Here is a 19360-nt window from a genome sequence, read left to right on the forward strand (position 1 = left end):
AGGGGAGCGACGGGGACGACCGGGGCGGGCAGGGCGGCCGGGACGCGTCACGGTCCGCGCCCAGTGCGCTCGGCCCGCTGCTGCCGCTGCGTGCGGAGGGCACCGCCACCCCGCTGTTCTGCGTCCACCCCGGCGCGGGCGTGTCCTGGCGCTACACGGGCCTGCTGCCCCACCTGGGCGGCGACCAGCCCGTCCACGGTATCCAGGCGGTCGGCCTCGACGGCACCCGGCCGCCCGCCCCCGACGCCGCCGCCATGGTCGCCGGCTACCTGGACCTGGTGCGGGAGGTGCAGCCGCGGGGCCCGTACCGGCTGCTGGGCTGGTCCTACGGCGGGTTCGTCGCCCKCGCCATGGCCTGCGCGCTGCAGGAGAGCGGCGAACGGGTCGAACTTCTCGCGATGCTCGACGCACCGCAGCCGCACGGCACCGTCCACGACCCCGAAGCGGCGGAACGGCAGGTGGCGGCGCTGCTGTCACGGGTGGCCGGGCTGCCCGCCGAACCGGGAGCCGCACCGCCGGACGTCGACACCGTCCTGGAGCGGATCGGCGCCCTCGTCGCCGTCGACCCCGCCTCCTCGCCCGTCACACGCGAGGAAGCGGCGGCCATCGCCGCCGTCATGCGCAACAACCTGCGCATCGCGCCGCAGTTCACCCCCGGCGTCTTCCACGGGGACGTGCTGTTCTTCAGCGCCGCCGAGGAACAGCCGACCGACTCTCCGGCGGACCTGGCGGTGCTGCCGGGCAAGGCCGACAGCTGGCGGCCCCATGTCGACGGCACCCTCCACGACCACCGGGTCCCGTGCGGGCACTACGAGATGACCGAACCCGAGCCGATCGCCCGCATCGGCGAGGTGGTCGCCAAAGCACTGCGCGGACCCCACGAGTAGGCCGCCGGGCGGCACCCGCCTCGCGGGAGTGAACCGCCGGGTGACGCCCGTCCCCGGCCCCCGACCCACCGAGTACGCCCCGACCGTTCAGGAGACCCCGCGTGAGTGCGACCCAGGACCTCTACGAACTCGGCGACGCGCCCGAGATCGGCACCGTCCCCAAGAAGATGTACGCCTCGCTCATCCGCCGTGAGCGCTACGGCCGGCCGATCGACGCCTTCCGCACCGAGGTGGTCGACGTCCCGCCCGTCGGCCGCGGCCAGGTGGCGGTGAAGGTGATGGCGGCCGGCATCAACTACAACAACGTGTGGGCGGCGCTGGGCGAACCGCTCGACGTGATCACCGCACGCCAGAAGGCGGGCGCCACCGAGGACTTCCACATCGGCGGCTCGGACCTGTCCGGGATCGTGTGGGCGGTCGGCGAGGGCGTGCGCGGGGTGAAGCCGGGCGACGAGGTGGTCGTCCTGGCCAGCCGGTGGGACGAGTCGGCCGAGGACGTCCGCATGGGCACCGACCCGGTGGTCTCCACCAGCCAGCGCGTGTGGGGCTACGAGGAGAACTACGGCTCCTTCGCGCAGTTCGCCGTCGTCGACGACTACATGCTCCACCCCAAGCCCGCCCGGCTGTCCTGGGCGGAGGCCGCCTGCTACATGGCCACCGCGGCCACCGCCTACCGCCAGCTCTTCGGCTGGGAGCCGCACACCGTGCGCCCCGGCGACCCGGTGCTGATCTGGGGTGGTGCCGGCGGACTCGGCTCCATCGCCATCCAGCTGGTCCGGCACGTCGGCGGCATCCCCGTCGCGGTCGTCTCCAGCGAGGAACGCGGCGAGTTCTGCCTGAAGCTGGGCGCCGAGGGGTGGATCGACCGGCGGGAGTTCGACCACTGGGGCCGCTTGCCCGACACCTCCGACGACGCCGCCATGGCCCGCTGGCTGAGCGGCGCCCGCGCCTTCGGCCGCCGTTTCTGGGACGTGCTCGGCGAACGCCGGAGCCCTCGCATCGTGCTGGAGCACTCGGGCGCCGACACCATCCCCACCTCCATGTACATGTGCGACAACGGTGGCATGGTCGTCATCTGCGGCGGCACCACCGGCTACAACGGCGACGTGGACCTGCGCTTCCTGTGGATGCGGCAGAAGCGGCTGCAGGGCTCGCACGTCGCCAGCGCCCGCGAGGCACGGGAGGTCACCCGGCTCGTCGACCAGGGCGTCATCGACCCGTGCCTGTCACGGACGTTCGGCTTCGACGAGATCGGCCTGGCCCACCAGCTCATCCACGACAACCGGCACCCGGCCGGGAACATGGCGGCGCTGGTCAACGCGCGCCCCTGACAGAGCCGTCGAGGCGCACGGCGGGCGGACGGTCCCCACGGGCCGCCGCCCGCCGTGCGATCGGGGTGATTCGCCCCGCGGGCGCGGGGTACCTGCGGTGGAGTACGACGCACGCACTACCGGGGAGGCATCCCATGGGCAAGCTGGGCGACATGGCCGACAAGGCCAAGGAGATGGCGAAGGGCCACCCGGACCAGGCCGACAAGGGCGTGAGGAGCGCCGAGCGCCTGGTCGACGAGCGCACGGGCGACAAGTACGACGCCCAGACCGACAAGGCCGCGGACGCGACGCGCCGCTTCTACCAGGACGGCGGTACGACAGGCGGCAGCGGTACGACGGGGCACTGATCCCCACGGCACACGTCTCGGGGCCCCGGCGCGCAACGCCGGGGCCCCGAAGTGTGTCGTCAGCTCCGGGCGTCGGCCGGACCCAGGACGCAGCTGAACACTCCCGGCCCCACGGCTGTCACACGGACCTCGACCGCGCGTGAGGGGTCCGCGCGCAGACCGATGTGCAGGAGACCGTCCCCGGCGGGGAACGCGCGCAGGTCCCGCAGGGTCCCCGGTGCCGGGGCGGCCGACTCACCCGAAGGCACGTACAGCGCCTTCCAGGCGGCCTCCTTGGCCGAGAACAGCTCCGTCACCGACCATACGGTGCCGGCGCTCGCGCAGCCGGTGGCCGGCAGCGCCTCCTCGTCCTCGCGCAGCACCAGGCGTGCCGCGTGGCGCGGGAGGGGCCGCAGCTCCAGGTCGCAGCCCAGGGGGGTGTCCCGACCCGGTGCGCGGGCCACGGCCACGGCGGTTCCGGCGCTGTGCGAGATCGACGCCGCCCGTCCCGGCGGGAACACCGGCAGCCGTCCCGAGCGAGGGATCTCGCCGCAGTCCAGCCCCACCGAGCGCAGGGCCCGGCGGGCGGCCCGCCGGCCGGCCAGGAACTCCAGGCGCCGCCGTGGCGGCATCGAGGCGGCCGCGACCGCCTCCGAGGGGCCTGCCGGTTCCCGCTCCGGTTCCGCGACGCAGGCGACGCCCAGGCCGAGCCCGGCGGCGGCCAGCACCGGACGCAGCCGCAGGAGACGGCCGGCCTCCGGCCCGCCGTCCTCCCCGCCGTCCGGTACGTGGTCCGCCGCGGAGGCCACGGCCTCCGTCCCGTCGTCCGTCCTCACACCCGCAGCAGCTTCTTGATGATCTTCCCCGCGGGATTGCGCGGCACCTGCTCGATGAACTCCACGCGGCGCGGGCGCTTGTACGGAGCGAGCAGCTCCGCGACGTGCGCCAGCAGCTCCGCCGCGCTCGTGCCCGTACCGGCGTCCGCGTCCGGTTCCAGGACGACGTACGCCAGGGGCACCTCGCCGTAGTCCTCGTCGGGCATCCCCACGACCGCCGTGTCCCGGACCGCCGGGTGGGTCATCAGCGCGCGCTCGATCTCCGAAGGATAGACGTTCTGGCCCGCGCGGATGATGACGTCCTTCGTACGGTCGACCAGGCTGATGCGGCCCTCTTCGTCCATGAAGCCCAGGTCGCCCGTCCGCACCCAGCCGTCCGCGGTGATCTCGCGGGTGGCCTCGGGATCGTTCCAGTACCCCTGCATGAGGCCCGGCCCGCGCACGACGATCTCGCCGATCCCGCCGCGCGGCAGCTCCCGGCCGTCCTCGTCCACCGCGCGGGCGGACATGCCCGGCACGACCCGTCCGCAGGGGATGCGGACGGTGACGTCCCCGGGAGCCGGGTGCTCGTCGGGGCCGAGGGTGACGAACGGGCCGCCCACCTCGGTCATGCCGTACACCTGCCGGAAGCCGCAGCCGAGCCGCCGGACGGCGTCGGCGTACACGTCGAGCGGCATCGGGGCGGCGCCGTACAGGATCTCCCGCAGGGAGGACAGGTCGGTGCGGTGCGACGCCTTGGCCTGCAGCATGAAGCGCAGCATCTGCGGCACCATCCACATGTGCGTGGCACGGTTGCGTTCCACCGCGGCGAGCGCCCGCTGCGGGGTGAAGCCGGGCATCAGCACCACCGTGGCGCCGGCCGCCAGGTAGGTCAGCGACACGACCATGCTGCCGTGGTACAGCGGACAGCAGTTGACCATCACGATGTCGTCGGTGGGCCGGGCCATGACCAGCCAGCCCAGTGCGATGGCCCGGAACGAACCGCTGTCGACCGTGACTCCCTTGGCGCGCCCGGTGGTCGCCGAGGTGTGCAGCACGGCGATCGGATCGGTGTCGGCCACGGCGGGCAGCTCCCGCTCGTCGGCCAGGGTGCCCAGCGCCTCGAAGGAGGGCTTGTCGAAGGCGAGCCGGATCCTCACCGACCCCGGCAGCTCGGGGMGCCGGTCCAGCAGCTCCGACTCGCCGAGTACGGCCACCGCCCCGACCCGCCCGATGATGTCGGCGACCTCGGGCTCGGCCAGGCTGTGGTTCAGCGGCACGAACAGCGCGCCGAGCCGGGCGAGTGCGAAGTAGCTCTCCAGGACCTCGATGCGGTCCTTGGAGAGCACGGCGACCCGGTCACCCCGTTCGATGCCCAGCTCGGCCAGGCCGAGCGCCAGTTCGATCGTGCGGTCGTGGAACTCGGCCCAGGTGACCTCGCGCCGCTCGTCCACGAGCGCCGTCCGGCCAGGGAAACACTGGCGGTTGCGCTCCAGCAGCTGGGTCAGCCACATCACGCACCGCCGCCGGCGGCGCCGACGGCGGAGCGCTCGGACACGAAGCGCTCGTAGTCGGCGATCGTGTGCAGCTCCTCCATGTCCTCCGCGGTGATCTCCACGCCGAGCCGCTGCTCGACGAGCAGGACGAGGCGTACCAGGTCCCCGGAGTCGATGCCGCTGGCCGCCAGGTCGACGTCGTCGCCGACCCGGTCCGCGTACTCGGCCGTGCCGGTGAGTTCGACCAGCAACTCCCTGATGGTGCTCATGTTCTCTCCTTTCGCCCCGGCGTACCGACCGCCGTGCGGATCTCGACTGCCACCCCCTTATGAGGCGGCGACGGCCGGTCCCACTCCCCGCACCCGTCCGTGAGCTTTGTCACGCGCCGCAAACCCGCGCGGCAGGGATAGCCGGGCGCGCGCCCGGCCTCCTTTCGCAACGAGCAAGCGTGTTCCGGCACGACGGAGTACGGAGTGAGGAGTGATGCGAGTGCCCAGGCAGCCGGTACCGGTCCGGGCCGCGGATGGGCGTCCCGTACGCCGCGTCGACGCGGCGCACACCGCTGGTGCGGGCGGTGCCGCGTGAGCGCGCCCGCCTCCACCGTCGTGTCCGCGGACCGGTCCGTCGCGCCCGCGGACGCCGGAGCGACGGCGGACCGGGACGAACTGCTCGCGCACTTCGACGCGATCGTCACCGGGGGCGGGACGATCGAACCGCGCGACTGGATGCCCGACGGCTACCGCCGCATGCTGATCCGCCAGATCGCCCAGCACGCCCACTCCGAGATCATCGGCATGCAGCCGGAGGGCGCCTGGCTCACCCGGGCCCCGTCCCTGCACCGCAAGTCGGTCCTCATCGCCAAGGTGCAGGACGAGGCGGGCCACGGCCTGTACCTGTACTCGGCGGCCGAGACGCTGGGAGTGGACCGCGCCGACCTGCTGGACGCCCTGCACCGAGGGCAGCAGCGCGCCTCGGCCACCTTCAACCATCCGGCGCTCACCTGGGCGGACACCGGCACCATCGCATGGCTGACGGACGGCGCCGCCGTCATCAACCAGGCACCCCTGTGCCGCACTTCCTACGGCCCGTACGCCCGGGCGATGCGCCGCGTGTGCCAGGAGGAGGCCTTCCACGTACGGCAGGGCTACGACCTGATGCGCGCGCTGTGCGAGGGGACGCCGGCACAGAAGGCGATGGCCCAGGACGCGGTGGACCGCTGGTGGCTGCCGGCCGTGGCGCTGATGTTCGGACCGCCCGACACCGAGGCGGGTGGTGCCGACGCGCGGACGGCCGCGCTGGGCGCCGCGGTCTCGCGGCGCGCGATGGCCTGGGGCATCAAGCGCCACACCAACGACGAGTTGCGCCAGCGCTTCGTCGACCAGTGCGTCTCGCAGGCCGAACGCCTGGGCCTGACACTCCCCGACCCCGCGATCCGCTGGAACGAGGAGCGCGGCCACTACGACTTCACCCCCGTCGGCTGGGACACCTACCGCGAGGCGCTGGGCGACGACACGCACTGGGCACGGCAGCGGACCGCCCACCGCAGGGCCGCGCACGAGGACGGCGCCTGGGTGAGGGAGGCGGCCGCCGCGTACGCCGCCCGCGAGAACGAGAACGCGGTCGAGGACGTGGATGTGCGGCAGCGCGAGGAGGAGGCCTCGTGAGCCGTCACCAGGAGGGCGCACCGGCGTCCTGGGAGGTCTTCCTGCGGGCCCGCCGGGGCCTGGCGCACCAGCACGTGGGATCGGTACGCGCGGCCGACCCGGACACGGCGCTGGCACTCGCCCGTGACCTCTACGTACGCCGGGGCGACCCGCTGTCGCTGTGGGTGGTCCGCTCGGACGCCGTGCACACGGCCTCCCCGGACGAACGCGACCCCTACTTCGCCGGTGCCCGCCACAAGCCGTACCGGTATCCCGAGCACTTCGCGCCACTGACCGAACCGACCGGACCGACCGAGAAGGGGGCCGACGGTGCCCACGTCGAGTGACACCCGGGCGGACACCGCCGCGACCTGCGTGGCCACCACCACGGCCGGTCCCACCGCCGGTACCGCCGCCGACCTGGCCGTGCACCTGCTGCGCCTGGGCGACGACGCCCTCGTCCTCGGGCAGCGGCTGTGCCAGTGGATCACACGTGCGCCGACCATCGAGGAGGACCTGGCGCTGTCCAACATCGCCCTGGACCTGATCGGGCACGCCCGCACCCTGCTCACCCGCAGCGGACAGCTCGACGGGAGCGGCCGGACCGAGGACGACCTCGCCTTCACCCGCTCGGACCGCGAGTTCACCAACGTCCTGCTGACGGAACTGCCCAACGACGACTTCGCGGTGACCGTGGCCCGACAACTGGCCTACACGCACTACGCGGTCCTGTACTACGAGGCGCTGGCGGGCTGCGCCGACCCCGAACTGGCCGCCTTCGGGACCCGGGCCGCCAAGGAGGTCGCCTTCCACCGGATGCACGCGGACCGCTGGACCCTGAGGCTGGGACGGGGAACACCGGAGAGCACCCGCCGCATGCGCCGCGGCCTGGAGAGGGTGTGGCCCTACACCGGCGAACTCTTCGCGGAGGACGAGGTGCTGCGCCGCCTCGTCGCCTCCGGCACGGTGCCCTCGCCGGTACCCCTGCACGCGGAGTGGGAGAGGCGTGTCACCGCGACCGTCACCGACGCCGGACTCACCGTGCCCGCTCCCACCTGGTCGGCCGGGGGCGGCCGCTCGGGCCTGCACACCGAGGAGTTCGGCCCGCTGATCGCCGAACTGCAGTCCGTGCACCGGCAGTTCCCCGGAGGTGTCTGGTGAACGGACCGGTGGCGACCACGGCCCGCCGCTCCGTGCGGGAGGTGCGCGAACGGGTGGAGGCGGTCCCGGACCCGGAGCTGCCGGTGATCGGCCTGGGCGACCTCGGCGTGGTGGGGTCGGTGGCCCCGGACGCCGACGGGGTCCTGGCGGTGGAGATCACGCCCACCTACCTGGGCTGTCCCGCACTGTCCGCGATCACCTCGGCGGTACAGGACGTCCTGGCCGCCTGCGGTCACCCGGAAGGCCGCGTGCGGCAGGTGCTGTCCCCGCCCTGGACGACGGACCGCATCKCCCCCGAAGGACGCCGGAAACTCGCGGCGAACGGCATCGCCCCGCCGCTCTGCCCGGCGCCCGGGGGAGCGTCCGCCGACGGACCGGTCCCCGTCGAGCTGGGCGCGGTGCCCTGTCCCCACTGCGGCTCGCGGGCCACCCGGCCGCACACACCCTTCGGCCCCTCGCGCTGCCAGTCGGTGCTGTGGTGCGCGGCGTGCAGTGAGCCCTTCCCCCACCTGACCGCGCTGTGAGGCAGACCGTGAACACCGCCACCGCACCGATCACTCGCCACGAGACCGTTGCCGCCGGTGACCTGGACCGGACTCCGGGCGGGGCCCCGGGCCAGGTCCCTGACCAGGGCACGCGTCCGCGCACCGGCTGGCACTCGCTGGAGGTCACCGAGGTGCGCCGCCTGGCCGGCGACGCCGTGGCCGTCGGCCTGCACGTGCCCGCCGCACTGCGAGGGACCTTCGCCCACCGGCCCGGCCAGCACGTCGTCGTCCGGCACCGTCGCGCCGACGGCGAACTGCGCCGCAGCTACTCGGTCTGTCCGCCGCCGACCGACCCCGAGGCGCTCCGCCTGGTCGTCAAACGGGTCGGTCCCGACGGTTTCGGCGCCCACGCCGCGGACCGCCTCGCACCCGGCGACCGTCTGGAACTCACCCCGCCGCGGGGCGCCTTCGCCCTCGCGGACCTGACCGGCGCCCACCACGTCCTGCTCGCCGGCGGTTCGGGCATCACACCGCTGTCCGCCATGGCCGCCCACGCGCTGCGACGGGACCCGGCCTGCCGCGTCTCCCTCATCCACTCGGTCCCCACCGCCGCTGACGCCCTGCTGGCCGACGAACTCGCGCAGCTGAAGGACGAGTTCGTCGACCGTCTCACCGTCCTGTACGTCCTCACCCGCGAGGACGGCGGCCACGGCGCGGGCCCGTTCACGAGACGGATCGACGCCGCCGGACTGTCCCGCCTGCTGGCCGCGGTGGACGCCCGTCCCGCCCCGGACACGGCGTTCGCCCTGTGCGGCCCACCAGGTCTGGTCGACACGGCACGGCGGGCCCTGAAGGACCGGGGAGCCGACCCGGCACACGTCCGCTGGGAGATGTTCACACCGGCGGGGACACCACCGCGGCCCTCGCGGGCGGCCCCCCCGTCCCGGACGGACGCACCGGCGCCGGGTGTCGACGCGGGCGTGGGCGTGGGAGTGGACGTGGGGGAGGCCCGCGTGACCGCACTGCTCGACGGGCGTCACCGCGCCGCCACCGTCCAGCCGCAGGACGCGGCGATCCTCGACGCGCTGCTGCGGGCGCACCCCGACGTGCCCTACGCGTGCCGCGAAGGCGTGTGCGGCAGCTGCCGCGCGAAGGTCCTGGCCGGCCGGGTGACGGCCGAGGCCCAGTACGCCCTGGACGAGCGCGACCGCGCCGTCGGCTACACGCTCGTCTGCCGGGCACGACCGAGCACCGCCGAGGTCACCCTCGACTTCGACGCATGACCCGTACCGGCGCAGCCGCCGCCGAGCCACCACCGAACGAAGGAGACGCACGTTGACCGCCACCGCCCGTCACGAGGGGAAGACCGCCCTGGTCACCGGAGGCAGCCGCGGCATCGGCAGAGCCATCAGCCGCCGTCTGGCCGGTGAGGGCGCGCTGGTCGCGGTCCACTACGGCCACGACCTGACGGCCGCCGAACGGACGGTCAAGGAGATCGAGGCCGAGGGGGGCCGCGCCTTCCCCGTGCACGCCGAACTGGGTGTGCCCGGCGACGCCGACACGCTGTGGGAGGCCTTCGACCGGGGCCTGGCCGGGCAGGGGGCGCCGGCCGGGCTGGACATCCTCGTCAACAACGCGGGCATCACCGTCCCGCGTCCCCTCGCCGCCGTGACCGAGGCCGACTACGACCGGGTCTTCGCGATCAACACCAAGGCGCCGTTCTTCATCATCCAGCGCGGCCTGGACCGGCTGCGCGACGGCGGGCGGATCGTGAACATCTCCTCCGTGGCCACGCGCGTCGCCTTCCCGGCGATCGTCTCGTACACCATGACCAAGGCCGCCCTCGACTACCTCACCCTCTCCCTGGCCCAGGAGCTGGGTCCCCGGCACATCACGGTCAACGCCGTCGCGCCCGGCTACACCGAGACGGAGATCAACCCCACCCTCAGCGTTCCGGAGATCCGGCGCCGCTACTCCGAGGCCTCCACGTTCGGCCGGCTCGGCGAACCGGCGGACATCGCCGACGTCGTCTCCTTCGTGGCGAGCGACGACGCCCGCTGGATGACCGGCCAGTGGGTCGACGCCTCGGGAGGCGCCCACCTCGGCGTCTGACACCGCCTTCGGAGGCGCCACCTTCCTGGCCGTCCGGCGGCCGCACCACTAGGAGATGCGATGAACAACAGCACGTCCGCGCTCGCCGAGCCCGCGGCGGACGACTCCCTGACCCGGCCCTTCGGGGGCGTCAGCCCCTACGACGCGTACGTCCACGCGTCCGTCCTCAACTCGCTGCAGCACCCGCTGACCGAGGCCCCGGACGAGATGGGCTTCCTCGTCACCACCCAGGTGATGGAACTGTGGTTCACCCTGATCGTGCACGAGTGGCGCACGGCGCGGGTGGCCCTCGCCAAGGACGACCTGCACGCGGCCACGGACGCGCTGGTGCGCAGCCGCCGCGCGCTGACCGCGCTCAACGGCGCCTGGGCGCCCATCGCCGCGCTGACCCCCGCCCAGTTCAACGGCTTCCGGGCCGCGTTCGGCCAGGCCTCGGGCTTCCAGTCGGCGATGTACCGGCACATGGAGTTCCTCCTCGGCGACAAGTCCGCCGGGATGCTGCGCGCCCACCGGGGCGACCCGGCCGTGCACGAGGCGCTGGGAGAGACGTACCGCGAGACGTCCCTGTACGACGAGGTGCTCGCCTTCCTCGGCCGGCAGGGCCTGCCCGTGCCGCGCAACGTCCTGGAGCGGGACACCACCGCCCCCCACACCTCCGATCCCGGGGTGGTGGAGGTGTGGCGGCGGATCTACGACGGTCCGCAGCACCATCCCCACCTCGCGCTGGGTGAACTGCTCACCGACATCGCCGAACTGGTCACCCGCTGGCGCTTCGAGCACGTTCTCGTGGTGCGCCGCGCGATGGGGTCCAAGCCCGGCAGCGCCGGCTCCGCGGGCCTCGCCTGGCTGGAGAAGCGCGCGGCCCGTCCGGTCTTCCCGGAGCTGTGGGAGGTGCGCGGTGACGTCTAGGATCGTCTCGGCCTTCGCGGCCGAGGAGGAGAAGCGGGTCCTGAGCCTCAAGCCCGTGCTGGCTCCGGTGCACGGCCGCTACGGGGACCACCCCCACCAGTCCTACGACGCCTGGCCGGCCGACGATCCCGACGCGCCGCTGGTCGTCCTGCTGCACGGCGGCTACTGGCGCTACGACCGGATGCACCTGACACCTTTCGCGGCCTACCTCGCCGGGCAGGGCTTCCACGTCCTGCTCCCCGGCTTCCGCCGCTCCGGGGGCGCGGGCGGTCACCCCGAGACCTTCGACGACGTCGCCCGGATCGTGGACACCCTGCCTCAGGGGCGGCCCTACGTCCTGGCGGGCCACTGCTCCGGCGGCCACCTGGCCCTGTGGTGCGCCGCCCGCGGACTGCTGCCCACCGGCTCGCGCTGGCACACGCGCACCCTGCCGACGAGCGTGCTCGCCCTCGCACCGATCACCGACCTCACCGCCACCCGGCGCGACGACCTCAGCAACGGCGCCGCCCTCCAACTCCTGGGCGGCGAGGACGTCTTCGACGAACGGCTGCCCGAGGTCGACCCCCTGACCCTGCTCCGCGACGCGGGCACGACCGGGGTTCCCACCGTGCTGCTCCACGGAGCCGTCGACGAGGAGGTCCCGCTCACGCAGTTCAGCGACTACGCGGCCGTCCACCACGACCTCAGGACGGTCGTCCTGCCCGGCACCGGCCACTACACCCTCATCGAACCGGGAGCACCGGGCGCCCGCGCCGTCGCGCAGACCCTGCGCGAGATGTCGGCCGCGTTCACCCCGCGCGCGTCCGACCGGGCGGGCGAGGAGGCCGCACACCGATGACCACCGCACCTCCGGCACCGGCCGCGCTGCGCGAACGGGCCGCACGACTGGACGCCGACGACCCCCTGGCGTCCCTCCGCGAACGTTTCCTGCTGCCGCCCGGCGTCGTCTACCTGGACGGCAACTCGCTGGGCCCCCTGCCCGCCGCCGTGCCCCCAGCCCTCTCCGACGTCGTGACACGCCAATGGGGAACCGACCTGATCGGCTCCTGGAACACCAACGGCTGGTGGCAGGCCCCCCTGCGCGTGGGCGATGCCATCGGCGGGCTCATCGGGGCCGCACCCGGCCAGACGGTCGCGGGGGACTCCACCAGCGTGCAGCTGTTCACCGCGCTCGACGCCGCGGCCGCGCTCCGCCCCGACCGCCCCCTGCTGGTCACCGATCCCGGGCACTTCCCGACCGACCGCTACCTGGCGGACGCGGTCGCACGCCGCCGCGACCTCGAAGTGCGCCGGGTGCCCCCGGCCGCCCTGGCGGACCTCCTCGCGGCCGAGGGCCACCGGGTCGCCGTGGTCAGCTACTCGCCCGTCGACTTCCGCACCGGCGAACTGTACGACATGCGCGCGCTGACGCGGGCCGCCCACGCAGCCGGCGCCCTCGCGCTGTGGGACCTGTGCCACGCAGCCGGAGCCCTGCCGCTCGACGTCGACACCCTCGGCGTGGACCTAGCCGTCGGCTGCGGCTACAAGTTCCTCTCCGGCGGGCCCGGCGCTCCCGCGTTCCTGTACGTGGCCCGCCGCCACCACGCGGAACTGGAGACGCCGCTACCCGGCTGGACCGGCCACGCCGACCCGTTCGGCATGGGCGGGGACTACACGCCGGCCCCCGGCATCGCCCGCGCCCGCATCGGCACCCCGCCGGTCCTGTCCCTGCTCGCCCTCGAAGCGGCCCTCACCGCCTTCGACGGCGTCGACCTCGCCCAGGTCCGGGCCAAGAGCCTGTCGCTGACGGGATTCTTCCTGCGCTGCGCGCAGGAACTCCTGATTCCCGAGGGCTTCAGCACGGTCACCCCGACCGATCCTGATCGCCGCGGCAGCCAGGTCACCCTGCGCCACCCCCACGCCCACGGGCTGACGGTCGCGCTGGCCCGGCGCGGAGTGATCGCGGACATGCGCGCACCCGACCTCGTACGCTTCGGCGTCAACGCCCTCTATACGACCCACCAGGACCTCCTCGAAGCCGCCCTGTCCCTGCGGGACATCACCCACGAGGCCGCCTACGACCCCACCCCACCGGCTGTGGGACCGGTGACATGAGGACCCACGTAGAGAACCGCCGCACTGAGATGTACGGCCACAGGGACCATGCCGGAGGCCGAGGACCGTCCATGGATGCGTACAGTTGCCGTACCAGCTCACCGGCACCCTGGAGATGAGGGCCGTGATGAAGGAAACAGATGACCGAGACGCCCAAGTCGTCTCCGCCGGCGCGGCGTGTGAGCGGGCGCGCCGGCAGCAGCAGGTGAGCGTCGGCGACTTGGAGCGCTGGGTACCTGATGGCAGGACGTGTGCGAAGGTCAGTCTGCTGTCGTGAAGTGACCAGGTGGCTGCTGTTGTCCGGCCGTCATCGGGTTGGCCGGCTGTAGCGGAAGTAGCCACTCACGCCGGGGACGGCACGGGCGTGCTTCGGGGAGGGGCCTCAGCGACACTCTCGCCCCTCAGGCGCGCCGCAGGCAGGTCTGAGGGACTTGGCCGCCCGGCACGACGCGCCAAGGGCTCCACGGCGAGTACCTACCACGCCCTGCTCGGCATCGCCGAGTCGCTGATCGGCGTGGTGCCGCTGCTGGTCGCGGCGTTCGCCGGCGGCGCGCTCATCGGGCGCGAACTGGAAAGCGGCACAGCACAGTTGGCATGGACCCAGTCGGTCAGCCCTGTCCGATGGCTCACCGTCAAACTGGCCTTGCCTGCGACGCTCCTCGGTTGTGGCACCGTCGCCCTTGTCCTGCTACGCCGTCTGGTGGCGTCGTCCTCGGGCGGCCTCGCGTCGAGCAAATGGCACACGTCCACCTCGGTCCATGACTCCCTGGGTGCGACCGCCGTCGTTCTCCCGCTACTCGGCCTGGCCATAGGCACGCTCGTGGCATTCCTGGTCCACCGCCCCCTGCCGGCCCTTGGCCTGTCCCTGCTGGCCATGGGTATCGTGTCAGCCGCGCTCGACGCGGGCCGCAACAGCCTGTGGCCCCTGGTGACCGTTACCGGCTCGGTGGGCGAGGGTTCCCCTCCTTCTCCGGCGTCACGGTCTCGGAGGGTGCGATCACCGGCTCGGGCGCCCATGTCCCGGACCCACAGTGTGACGGCAACCAGGCCTGCCTAGTCGACCACGACATCACGAGCTTCTACCGCGAAGGGCACCCACCGGCGCACTTCTGGCCGCTGCAGATCGTCGAGACCGGCATCCTGGCCGCGCTCACCGCGCTCCTCCTGGCCGTCACCTACGCCATCTTGAGGAGGAAAACCTCCTCGTGACCGGCGCGGGGCCAAAGACGGGAAGGAAAGCGCCAGCGCACTGACCGCAGCAGCATCAGTTGTGCGTGGCGGCGCTCAGGCTGCAGTGGGTACCGCAATGGGGGGCAGCCGGCCGAGTGCGGCTTGTCCGCGGCGTCGGTGGTAGGTCCGCTCGATCCAGGTCACGACCGCGATCCGGAGTGCCTCACGGGTGGTCTAGGTCCGGCGGTCAAGGACATTCTTCTGCAACAGGGTGAAGAAGAACTCCATGGCCGCGTTGTCGCCGGCCGCCCCGACTCTCCCTGTCGAGCCGACCATCCGGTGGCGGTCGAGTGCCTGGACGAATTTCCGGGACCGGAACTGCGATCCGCGGTCGCTGTGCAGGATGCATCCGTCGACCTGTTCGCGCCGAGCGACGGCGTTCTCCAGGGCGGTCACGGCCAGGCAGGACTTCATCCCACCATCGGTTGTCCCGGCAGATCCGCCACGCGGCACGGTCCGCCACCCGGGTCCCGGCACCACGGGCTTCATCGGCCAGGAAGCGGTAGCCGGATGCCGAGTCCTCGCGGTCCGATGTCGTCGATTCTCGATATGCCTGATGAAATGTCAGGTAAGTCGGCATCCACTCAGCATCAGTTCCGTACGGTTCCTCGCGCGTGCGCCTGGTCGGCGGCTTCGCGGCAGCTTGGCCGGCGCAGAAATGCGCAGACGGGAAGCCTGGTCACAGCAGCGCACGATTTTCCTGGAGGTCTTCGAGCCGAAGGCATGCCGATGTACAGTGAAGAACGCCCTTGACCTGCAGAAAGCAGGCAGGGAGCCGTCTCCCAGGAGTCCGACATGCTGCGCACCATGTTCAAATCCAAGATCCACCGTGCCACCGTCACCCAGGCCGACCTGCACTACGTCGGGTCCGTGACCATCGACGCCGATCTGCTCGACGCCGCCGATCTGCTGCCCGGTGAGCTGGTCCACATCGTCGACGTCACCAACGGCGCCCGTCTGGAGACGTACGTCATCGAGGGGGAGCGCGGGTCCGGTGTCGTCGGCATCAACGGTGCCGCCGCCCACCTCGTGCACCCCGGTGATCTGGTGATCATCATCAGTTACGCTCAGGTCTCCGACGCCGAGGCCCGTACGCTGCGGCCGCGGGTCGTGCACGTGGACGCCGGCAACCGGATCGTGTCGCTCGGCGCGGACCCCTCCGAGCCGGTGCCCGGTTCGGACCAGGCGCGCAGCCCGCAGTCCGTCCCGGCCTGAGCCCCGGGCCGGCCGGGTTCCGCCCGTACCCACGAGGAGAGTCCATGAGCGAGATCACCATCCGCGACGACCGGGCGGCGGGCCGCCTGGAGGCGTACGCGGGCGACGAGGTGGCCGGTCGCATCGCGTACTTCGTGCTGGAGAGCCCCGCCCGGGCGCTCGTCCCGGTCCACACCACGGTGGAGCCCGCGTACGAGGGCAGGGGCATCGCGGGCTCGCTCGCCCGTGAGCTGTACGCGATCTCGGAGCGCGAGGGCGTTCCGGTCGCCCCGCTGTGCCCGTACGTCGTCTCGTGGGCCGAGCGGCACCCGGACGTGGCACCGGCGGCGGACCCCGCGCTGCTCGACGCGGCGAAGGGCTGGCTCGCGGCCCACCCCGACCGCTTCTGAGCGGGTCGGCCGGCGCCCGGCCCGGTCGGCCGCTGTCCGGCCCGGTCCCCGGTGGTCCTCGCAGTGCGGGCCGGTGGGGGGCTCGTCGCGCAGTTCCCCGCGCCCCTGAAAGGCGCCCCCGACGGGGCAGGGCCGGGCGTACGACCACTTGGCCCCGCCCGTCCCGCGACGGAGTGAGTGGAGGCAGTGGGTCCGGGTAGGCGGGGGAGGAGTCCAGAGTCGATGATCCCTATGGCTGGAGGAGCAAGATGGCGCATCCGCTTTTCAACGGCTCAAAGGCGCCGGGACCCTCAGCCGGAGACCTCGGACCGGTCCCCGCCCCACAGCGTGTGGAACGAACCCTCCCGGTCGGTCCGCCGGTAGGTGTGCGCGCCGAAGAAGTCCCGCTGCCCCTGCGTGAGCGCCGCGGGCAGCCGCTCCGCGCGCAGCGCGTCGTAGTACGCCAGCGCCGCCGCGAACCCGGGCGTCGGCACCCCCTGCTGCACGGCGGAGACCAGCACCGCGCGCCAGTCGTCCTGCGCCGCCGCGATCTCCTGCGCGAACGTGTCGTCGGAGAGCAGGCTCGGCAGGTCCGCGCGCGCGTCGTACGCGGCCCGGATCCGGTCCAGGAACGCCGCCCGGATGATGCAGCCCCCGCGCCAGATCGAGGCGACCGCGCCCAGGTCGATGTTCCAGTCGTACTCCGCGCTGCCGGCCGAGATCTCGTGGAAGCCCTGCGTGTACGACACGATCTTCGACGCGTACAGCGCCTGCTCCACCCGGTCGGCGAAGGCCGCCGCCTCGGACTCGCCCAGCTTGCTCGCCGTGGGGCCGGCCAGCCCGCGGGACGCCTCCCGCAGCGCGCCGTGGCCCGACAGCGACCGGGCGAAGACCGCCTCGGCGATGCCCGACACCGGCACGCCCAGGTCCAGCGCGATCTGCACGGTCCAGCGGCCCGTGCCCTTCTGCTCGGCCTGGTCCTGCACCACGTCCACGAACGGCTTGCCCGTCGCCTCGTCCACGTGCGAGAGGACCTCGGCGGTGATCTCGATCAGGTACGAGTCGAGCCGCCCGGTGTTCCAGGTGCGGAAGATGTCGGCGATCTGCGCGGGGGAGTAGCCGGCCACGTCGCGCAGCAGCTGGTACGCCTCGCCGATCAGCTGCATGTCGGCGTACTCGATGCCGTTGTGCACCATCTTCACGAAGTGCCCGGCGCCGTCGGGGCCCACGTGCGTGACGCACGGCGCGCCGTCCGCGGCCTTCGCGGAGATCTTCTCCAGCATCGGGCCGAGCGACTCGTACGACTCGGCCGGACCGCCCGGCATGATGCTCGGACCGTTGAGCGCGCCCTCCTCGCCGCCGGAGATGCCCGCGCCGACGAAGTGGATGCCCTGCTCGCGCAGCTCGCGCTCCCGGCGGCGGGTGTCCGCGAAGTGCGCGTTGCCCCCGTCGATGATCATGTCGCCGGGCTCCAGGAGCGGAGCGAACTCCTGGATCACCGCGTCGGTCGGCTCACCGGCCTTCACCATGATCACCAGGCGCCGGGGCCGCTCCAGCGCGGCCACGAACTCCTTGGCCGTCTCCGTCGCGACGAAGTCGCCCTCGCTGCCGAACTCCTCCACCAGCGCGTGCGTACGCGCCGCCGTCCGGTTGTGCAGAGCGACCGTGTATCCGTTCCGCGCGAAGTTACGGGCGAGATTGCGCCCCATCACCGCGAGTCCCGTGACGCCGATCTGCGCTGAGTTGCTCATACGGTTTGGCTCCTAAGATCCTGAATCGGTGTGCCGGTCCTGCCCGCCAGTATTGCCCGCCTGCCCATCCTGACGTGCCGGTTGGCCGGCCGCACATCATGTCCTGCCGACGGTGTGTACGCAGGAGAAGCGTCCGTGCCTCAGTGCACGGGCGAACTTCGCCGTCACACCCGCCCCCGGCATACACACCAGCAACGGGGAACGAAGGTGCATTCCTGGTCACTTGGCGGGATGAGGCGGCCGATTGCCCCCTTGTCATGGCCTGTTAACAGCGTTTACTTTTGCCGCTCCTGACGCTTGTCGAGGGGGCACCTTCATGGCCGTACGCGGCCGGCACCGCCGGTATCAGCCCAACAGGATCAACCGCGCGTCCCTCACGGTCACGGTGGGCGGTGCCGGAATGGCGATACCGCTCATCGGCACCGGTGTCGCGAGCGCCGCCGACGTGGACACCTGGAACAAGGTCGCCGCCTGCGAGTCCACGAACAACTGGAGCATCAACACCGGCAACGGCTACTACGGGGGACTGCAGTTCAGCCAGTCCACCTGGGAGGCCTACGGCGGCAGGGCGTACGCCGCCCGCGCCGACCTCGCCTCGAAGGACCAGCAGATAGCGATCGCCGAGAAGGTCCTCAAGGGCCAGGGACCGGGCGCCTGGCCCGTCTGCTCCCAGCGGGCGGGGCTCACCCGCGGCGGCGACAGCCCCGACATCAGCCCCTCGGGCACCTCCACGCAGACCGCCAAGAGGACCGCGACCGCCGAGCGCAAGGTCGACGTACAGCCGCAGACCACGCCCCAGTCGCGGGCCGGCACCGCCGAGATGTACACGGTCGTCCACGGCGACACGCTCTCCGGCATCGCCGACACCCGTGAAGTACCGGGCGGCTGGCGGAAGTTGTACGACACCAACCGCAGGACCGTCGGCGCCGACCCCGACCTGATCGTGCCCGGCCAGCGGCTCGACCTGCGCACCTCGGCCGCGCCCGGCACCGCCGCGTCCTCGCCCGACAAGGCGAAGAAGAAGGAGAAGGCGTCCGGGCGGGAGAAGGCGGCGAAGAGGGAGAAGGCCGAGGAGAAGCCGGCGAAGAAGACCCAGGCGGTCTCGCACGGCCTCACCGCGCCGGTCGCCGCCGGCACCGGTACGCCGTACCACGCCAGCGGCTCCTCCTGGTCGAAGGGCTACCACACCGGCGTCGACTTCCCCGTGCCGACCGGCACGTCCGTCAAGTCGGTCGCGTCGGGCAGCGTGGTCACCGCGGGCTGGGGCGGTTCCTTCGGCTACCAGGTGGTGATCCGGCACGGCGACGGCCGCTACACCCAGTACGCCCACCTGTCCGCGATCTCCGTGAAGGCCGGGCAGAGCGTGGGCGGCGGGCAGCGCATCGGCCGCTCGGGCTCGACGGGCAACAGCTCGGGCCCGCACCTGCACTTCGAGGTGCGGACCGGACCCGGCTTCGGCAGCGACGTCGATCCGGTCGCCTACCTGCGTGCGGGCGGCGTCAGGCTCTGACGCGGACGTACGTGCGGGTCGCGGCCT

Annotated in this window: 20 protein-coding genes and 1 pseudogene; 16 read left to right on the forward strand and 5 right to left on the reverse strand. The window is 72.7% G+C overall.

Going from position 1 to position 19360, the window contains the following annotated elements; all coding sequences use genetic code 11:
- The 3 genes from FGF04_RS35715 to FGF04_RS35725 form a co-directional block, all read left to right on the forward strand.
- The coding region (locus tag FGF04_RS35715) for a thioesterase domain-containing protein (protein ID WP_149515667.1) at window positions 1–887 on the forward strand (887 nt) is incomplete at its 5' end.
- Between the two features lie 101 nt (window positions 888–988).
- Window positions 989–2218: a crotonyl-CoA carboxylase/reductase gene (gene ccrA, locus FGF04_RS35720; protein WP_149515546.1), complete on the forward strand. Its 1230-nt coding sequence runs from the start codon at window positions 989–991 to the stop codon at window positions 2216–2218.
- 134 nt (window positions 2219–2352) lie between these two features.
- Window positions 2353–2565 (forward strand): antitoxin, encoded by a 213-nt coding sequence (locus FGF04_RS35725; RefSeq protein ID WP_149515547.1) that lies wholly within the window; start codon window positions 2353–2355, stop codon window positions 2563–2565.
- A gap of 59 nt (window positions 2566–2624) precedes the next feature.
- Here the strand turns inward: FGF04_RS35725 and FGF04_RS35730 are convergent, their stop codons facing one another.
- From FGF04_RS35730 to FGF04_RS35740, 3 genes are read right to left on the reverse strand one after another with little or no spacing between them, the layout of a single operon-like run.
- The gene (locus tag FGF04_RS35730) at window positions 2625–3380 is read right to left on the reverse strand and encodes an enterobactin synthetase (protein ID WP_188114369.1); all 756 of its coding nucleotides are present in this window, start codon (window positions 3378–3380) and stop codon (window positions 2625–2627) included.
- Complete coding sequence (locus tag FGF04_RS35735; protein WP_149515548.1) at window positions 3377–4873, reverse strand: class I adenylate-forming enzyme family protein; 1497 nt, start codon at window positions 4871–4873, stop codon at window positions 3377–3379. Before FGF04_RS35735 ends, FGF04_RS35730 begins: the two co-directional genes overlap by 4 nt.
- Entirely contained in the window at window positions 4873–5124 is a 252-nt protein-coding gene (locus FGF04_RS35740; RefSeq protein WP_149515549.1) for an acyl carrier protein, read from the reverse strand. The genes FGF04_RS35735 and FGF04_RS35740 overlap by 1 nt, the downstream gene beginning before the upstream one ends.
- Before the next feature lie 396 nt (window positions 5125–5520).
- Here FGF04_RS35740 and paaA point away from each other — a divergent pair, with 396 nt between their 5' ends.
- From paaA to FGF04_RS35790, 10 genes are all read left to right on the forward strand, one after another.
- Window positions 5521–6519, forward strand: a complete 999-nt coding sequence (gene paaA, locus FGF04_RS35745; RefSeq protein WP_235882676.1) for a 1,2-phenylacetyl-CoA epoxidase subunit PaaA — start codon at window positions 5521–5523, stop codon at window positions 6517–6519.
- Window positions 6516–6845, forward strand: coding sequence for a 1,2-phenylacetyl-CoA epoxidase subunit B (locus FGF04_RS35750; protein ID WP_149515550.1), 330 nt, complete (start codon window positions 6516–6518; stop codon window positions 6843–6845). Before paaA ends, FGF04_RS35750 begins: the two co-directional genes overlap by 4 nt.
- 28 nt (window positions 6846–6873) lie before the next feature.
- Window positions 6874–7659, forward strand: coding sequence for a 1,2-phenylacetyl-CoA epoxidase subunit PaaC (gene paaC, locus FGF04_RS35755; protein WP_188114376.1), 786 nt, complete (start codon window positions 6874–6876; stop codon window positions 7657–7659).
- Window positions 7656–8183: a 1,2-phenylacetyl-CoA epoxidase subunit PaaD gene (paaD, locus tag FGF04_RS35760; RefSeq protein WP_235882669.1), complete on the forward strand. Its 528-nt coding sequence runs from the start codon at window positions 7656–7658 to the stop codon at window positions 8181–8183. Before paaC ends, paaD begins: the two co-directional genes overlap by 4 nt.
- An 8-nt stretch (window positions 8184–8191) precedes the next feature.
- The gene (locus FGF04_RS35765; RefSeq protein ID WP_235882670.1) at window positions 8192–9427 is read left to right on the forward strand and encodes a ferredoxin--NADP reductase; all 1236 of its coding nucleotides are present in this window, start codon (window positions 8192–8194) and stop codon (window positions 9425–9427) included.
- A gap of 52 nt (window positions 9428–9479) precedes the next feature.
- Entirely contained in the window at window positions 9480–10256 is a 777-nt protein-coding gene (locus FGF04_RS35770; RefSeq protein ID WP_149515552.1) for an SDR family oxidoreductase, read from the forward strand.
- 60 nt (window positions 10257–10316) lie between these two features.
- A complete protein-coding gene (locus FGF04_RS35775) occupies window positions 10317–11165 on the forward strand; it encodes a tryptophan 2,3-dioxygenase (protein WP_149515553.1) in 849 nt (282 codons plus the stop codon).
- Window positions 11155–12003, forward strand: a complete 849-nt coding sequence (locus FGF04_RS35780; protein WP_149515554.1) for an alpha/beta hydrolase family protein — start codon at window positions 11155–11157, stop codon at window positions 12001–12003. The genes FGF04_RS35775 and FGF04_RS35780 overlap by 11 nt, the downstream gene beginning before the upstream one ends.
- Window positions 12000–13259, forward strand: a complete 1260-nt coding sequence (locus tag FGF04_RS35785; protein WP_149515555.1) for a kynureninase — start codon at window positions 12000–12002, stop codon at window positions 13257–13259. Before FGF04_RS35780 ends, FGF04_RS35785 begins: the two co-directional genes overlap by 4 nt.
- 918 nt (window positions 13260–14177) lie before the next feature.
- On the forward strand, window positions 14178–14468 hold the full coding sequence (locus FGF04_RS35790; RefSeq protein ID WP_149515556.1) for a hypothetical protein: 291 nt from the start codon (window positions 14178–14180) through the stop codon (window positions 14466–14468).
- A gap of 75 nt (window positions 14469–14543) precedes the next feature.
- Here the strand turns inward: FGF04_RS35790 and FGF04_RS35795 are convergent.
- Window positions 14544–14912, reverse strand: a pseudogene (locus FGF04_RS35795) (transposase); the annotation flags it as partial.
- Between the two features lie 372 nt (window positions 14913–15284).
- Here FGF04_RS35795 and panD point away from each other — a divergent pair.
- On the forward strand, window positions 15285–15704 hold the full coding sequence (gene panD / locus FGF04_RS35800) for an aspartate 1-decarboxylase (protein ID WP_149515557.1): 420 nt from the start codon (window positions 15285–15287) through the stop codon (window positions 15702–15704).
- A gap of 44 nt (window positions 15705–15748) precedes the next feature.
- On the forward strand, window positions 15749–16093 hold the full coding sequence (locus tag FGF04_RS35805; RefSeq protein WP_149515558.1) for a GNAT family N-acetyltransferase: 345 nt from the start codon (window positions 15749–15751) through the stop codon (window positions 16091–16093).
- A 290-nt stretch (window positions 16094–16383) separates the two neighbouring features.
- Here FGF04_RS35805 and gndA read toward each other — a convergent pair whose 3' ends face one another.
- On the reverse strand, window positions 16384–17823 hold the full coding sequence (gene gndA, locus FGF04_RS35810) for an NADP-dependent phosphogluconate dehydrogenase (protein ID WP_149515559.1): 1440 nt from the start codon (window positions 17821–17823) through the stop codon (window positions 16384–16386).
- 316 nt (window positions 17824–18139) lie between these two features.
- Here gndA and FGF04_RS35815 point away from each other — a divergent pair, with 316 nt between their 5' ends.
- Window positions 18140–19333, forward strand: a complete 1194-nt coding sequence (locus tag FGF04_RS35815) for a transglycosylase family protein (RefSeq protein ID WP_149515560.1) — start codon at window positions 18140–18142, stop codon at window positions 19331–19333.
- The last annotated feature ends 27 nt before the right edge of the window (window positions 19334–19360 follow it).

Origin of the sequence: Streptomyces apricus, assembly GCF_008369065.1 — a bacterium.
Lineage (GTDB): Bacteria > Actinomycetota > Actinomycetes > Streptomycetales > Streptomycetaceae > Streptomyces > Streptomyces apricus.

Excerpts from the sequence above, each read along its gene's own strand:
- FGF04_RS35815 (WP_149515560.1), top strand. The coding sequence starts at position 18,140 with ATGGCCGTACGCGGCCGGCACCGCCGGTATCAGCCCAACAGGATCAAC.
- FGF04_RS35740 (WP_149515549.1), bottom strand. The coding sequence starts at position 5,124 with ATGAGCACCATCAGGGAGTTGCTGGTCGAACTCACCGGCACGGCCGAG.
- FGF04_RS35805 (WP_149515558.1), top strand. The coding sequence starts at position 15,749 with ATGAGCGAGATCACCATCCGCGACGACCGGGCGGCGGGCCGCCTGGAG.
- FGF04_RS35725 (WP_149515547.1), top strand. The coding sequence starts at position 2,353 with ATGGGCAAGCTGGGCGACATGGCCGACAAGGCCAAGGAGATGGCGAAG.
- gndA (WP_149515559.1), bottom strand. The coding sequence starts at position 17,823 with ATGAGCAACTCAGCGCAGATCGGCGTCACGGGACTCGCGGTGATGGGG.
- panD (WP_149515557.1), top strand. The coding sequence starts at position 15,285 with ATGCTGCGCACCATGTTCAAATCCAAGATCCACCGTGCCACCGTCACC.
- FGF04_RS35775 (WP_149515553.1), top strand. The coding sequence starts at position 10,317 with ATGAACAACAGCACGTCCGCGCTCGCCGAGCCCGCGGCGGACGACTCC.
- FGF04_RS35785 (WP_149515555.1), top strand. The coding sequence starts at position 12,000 with ATGACCACCGCACCTCCGGCACCGGCCGCGCTGCGCGAACGGGCCGCA.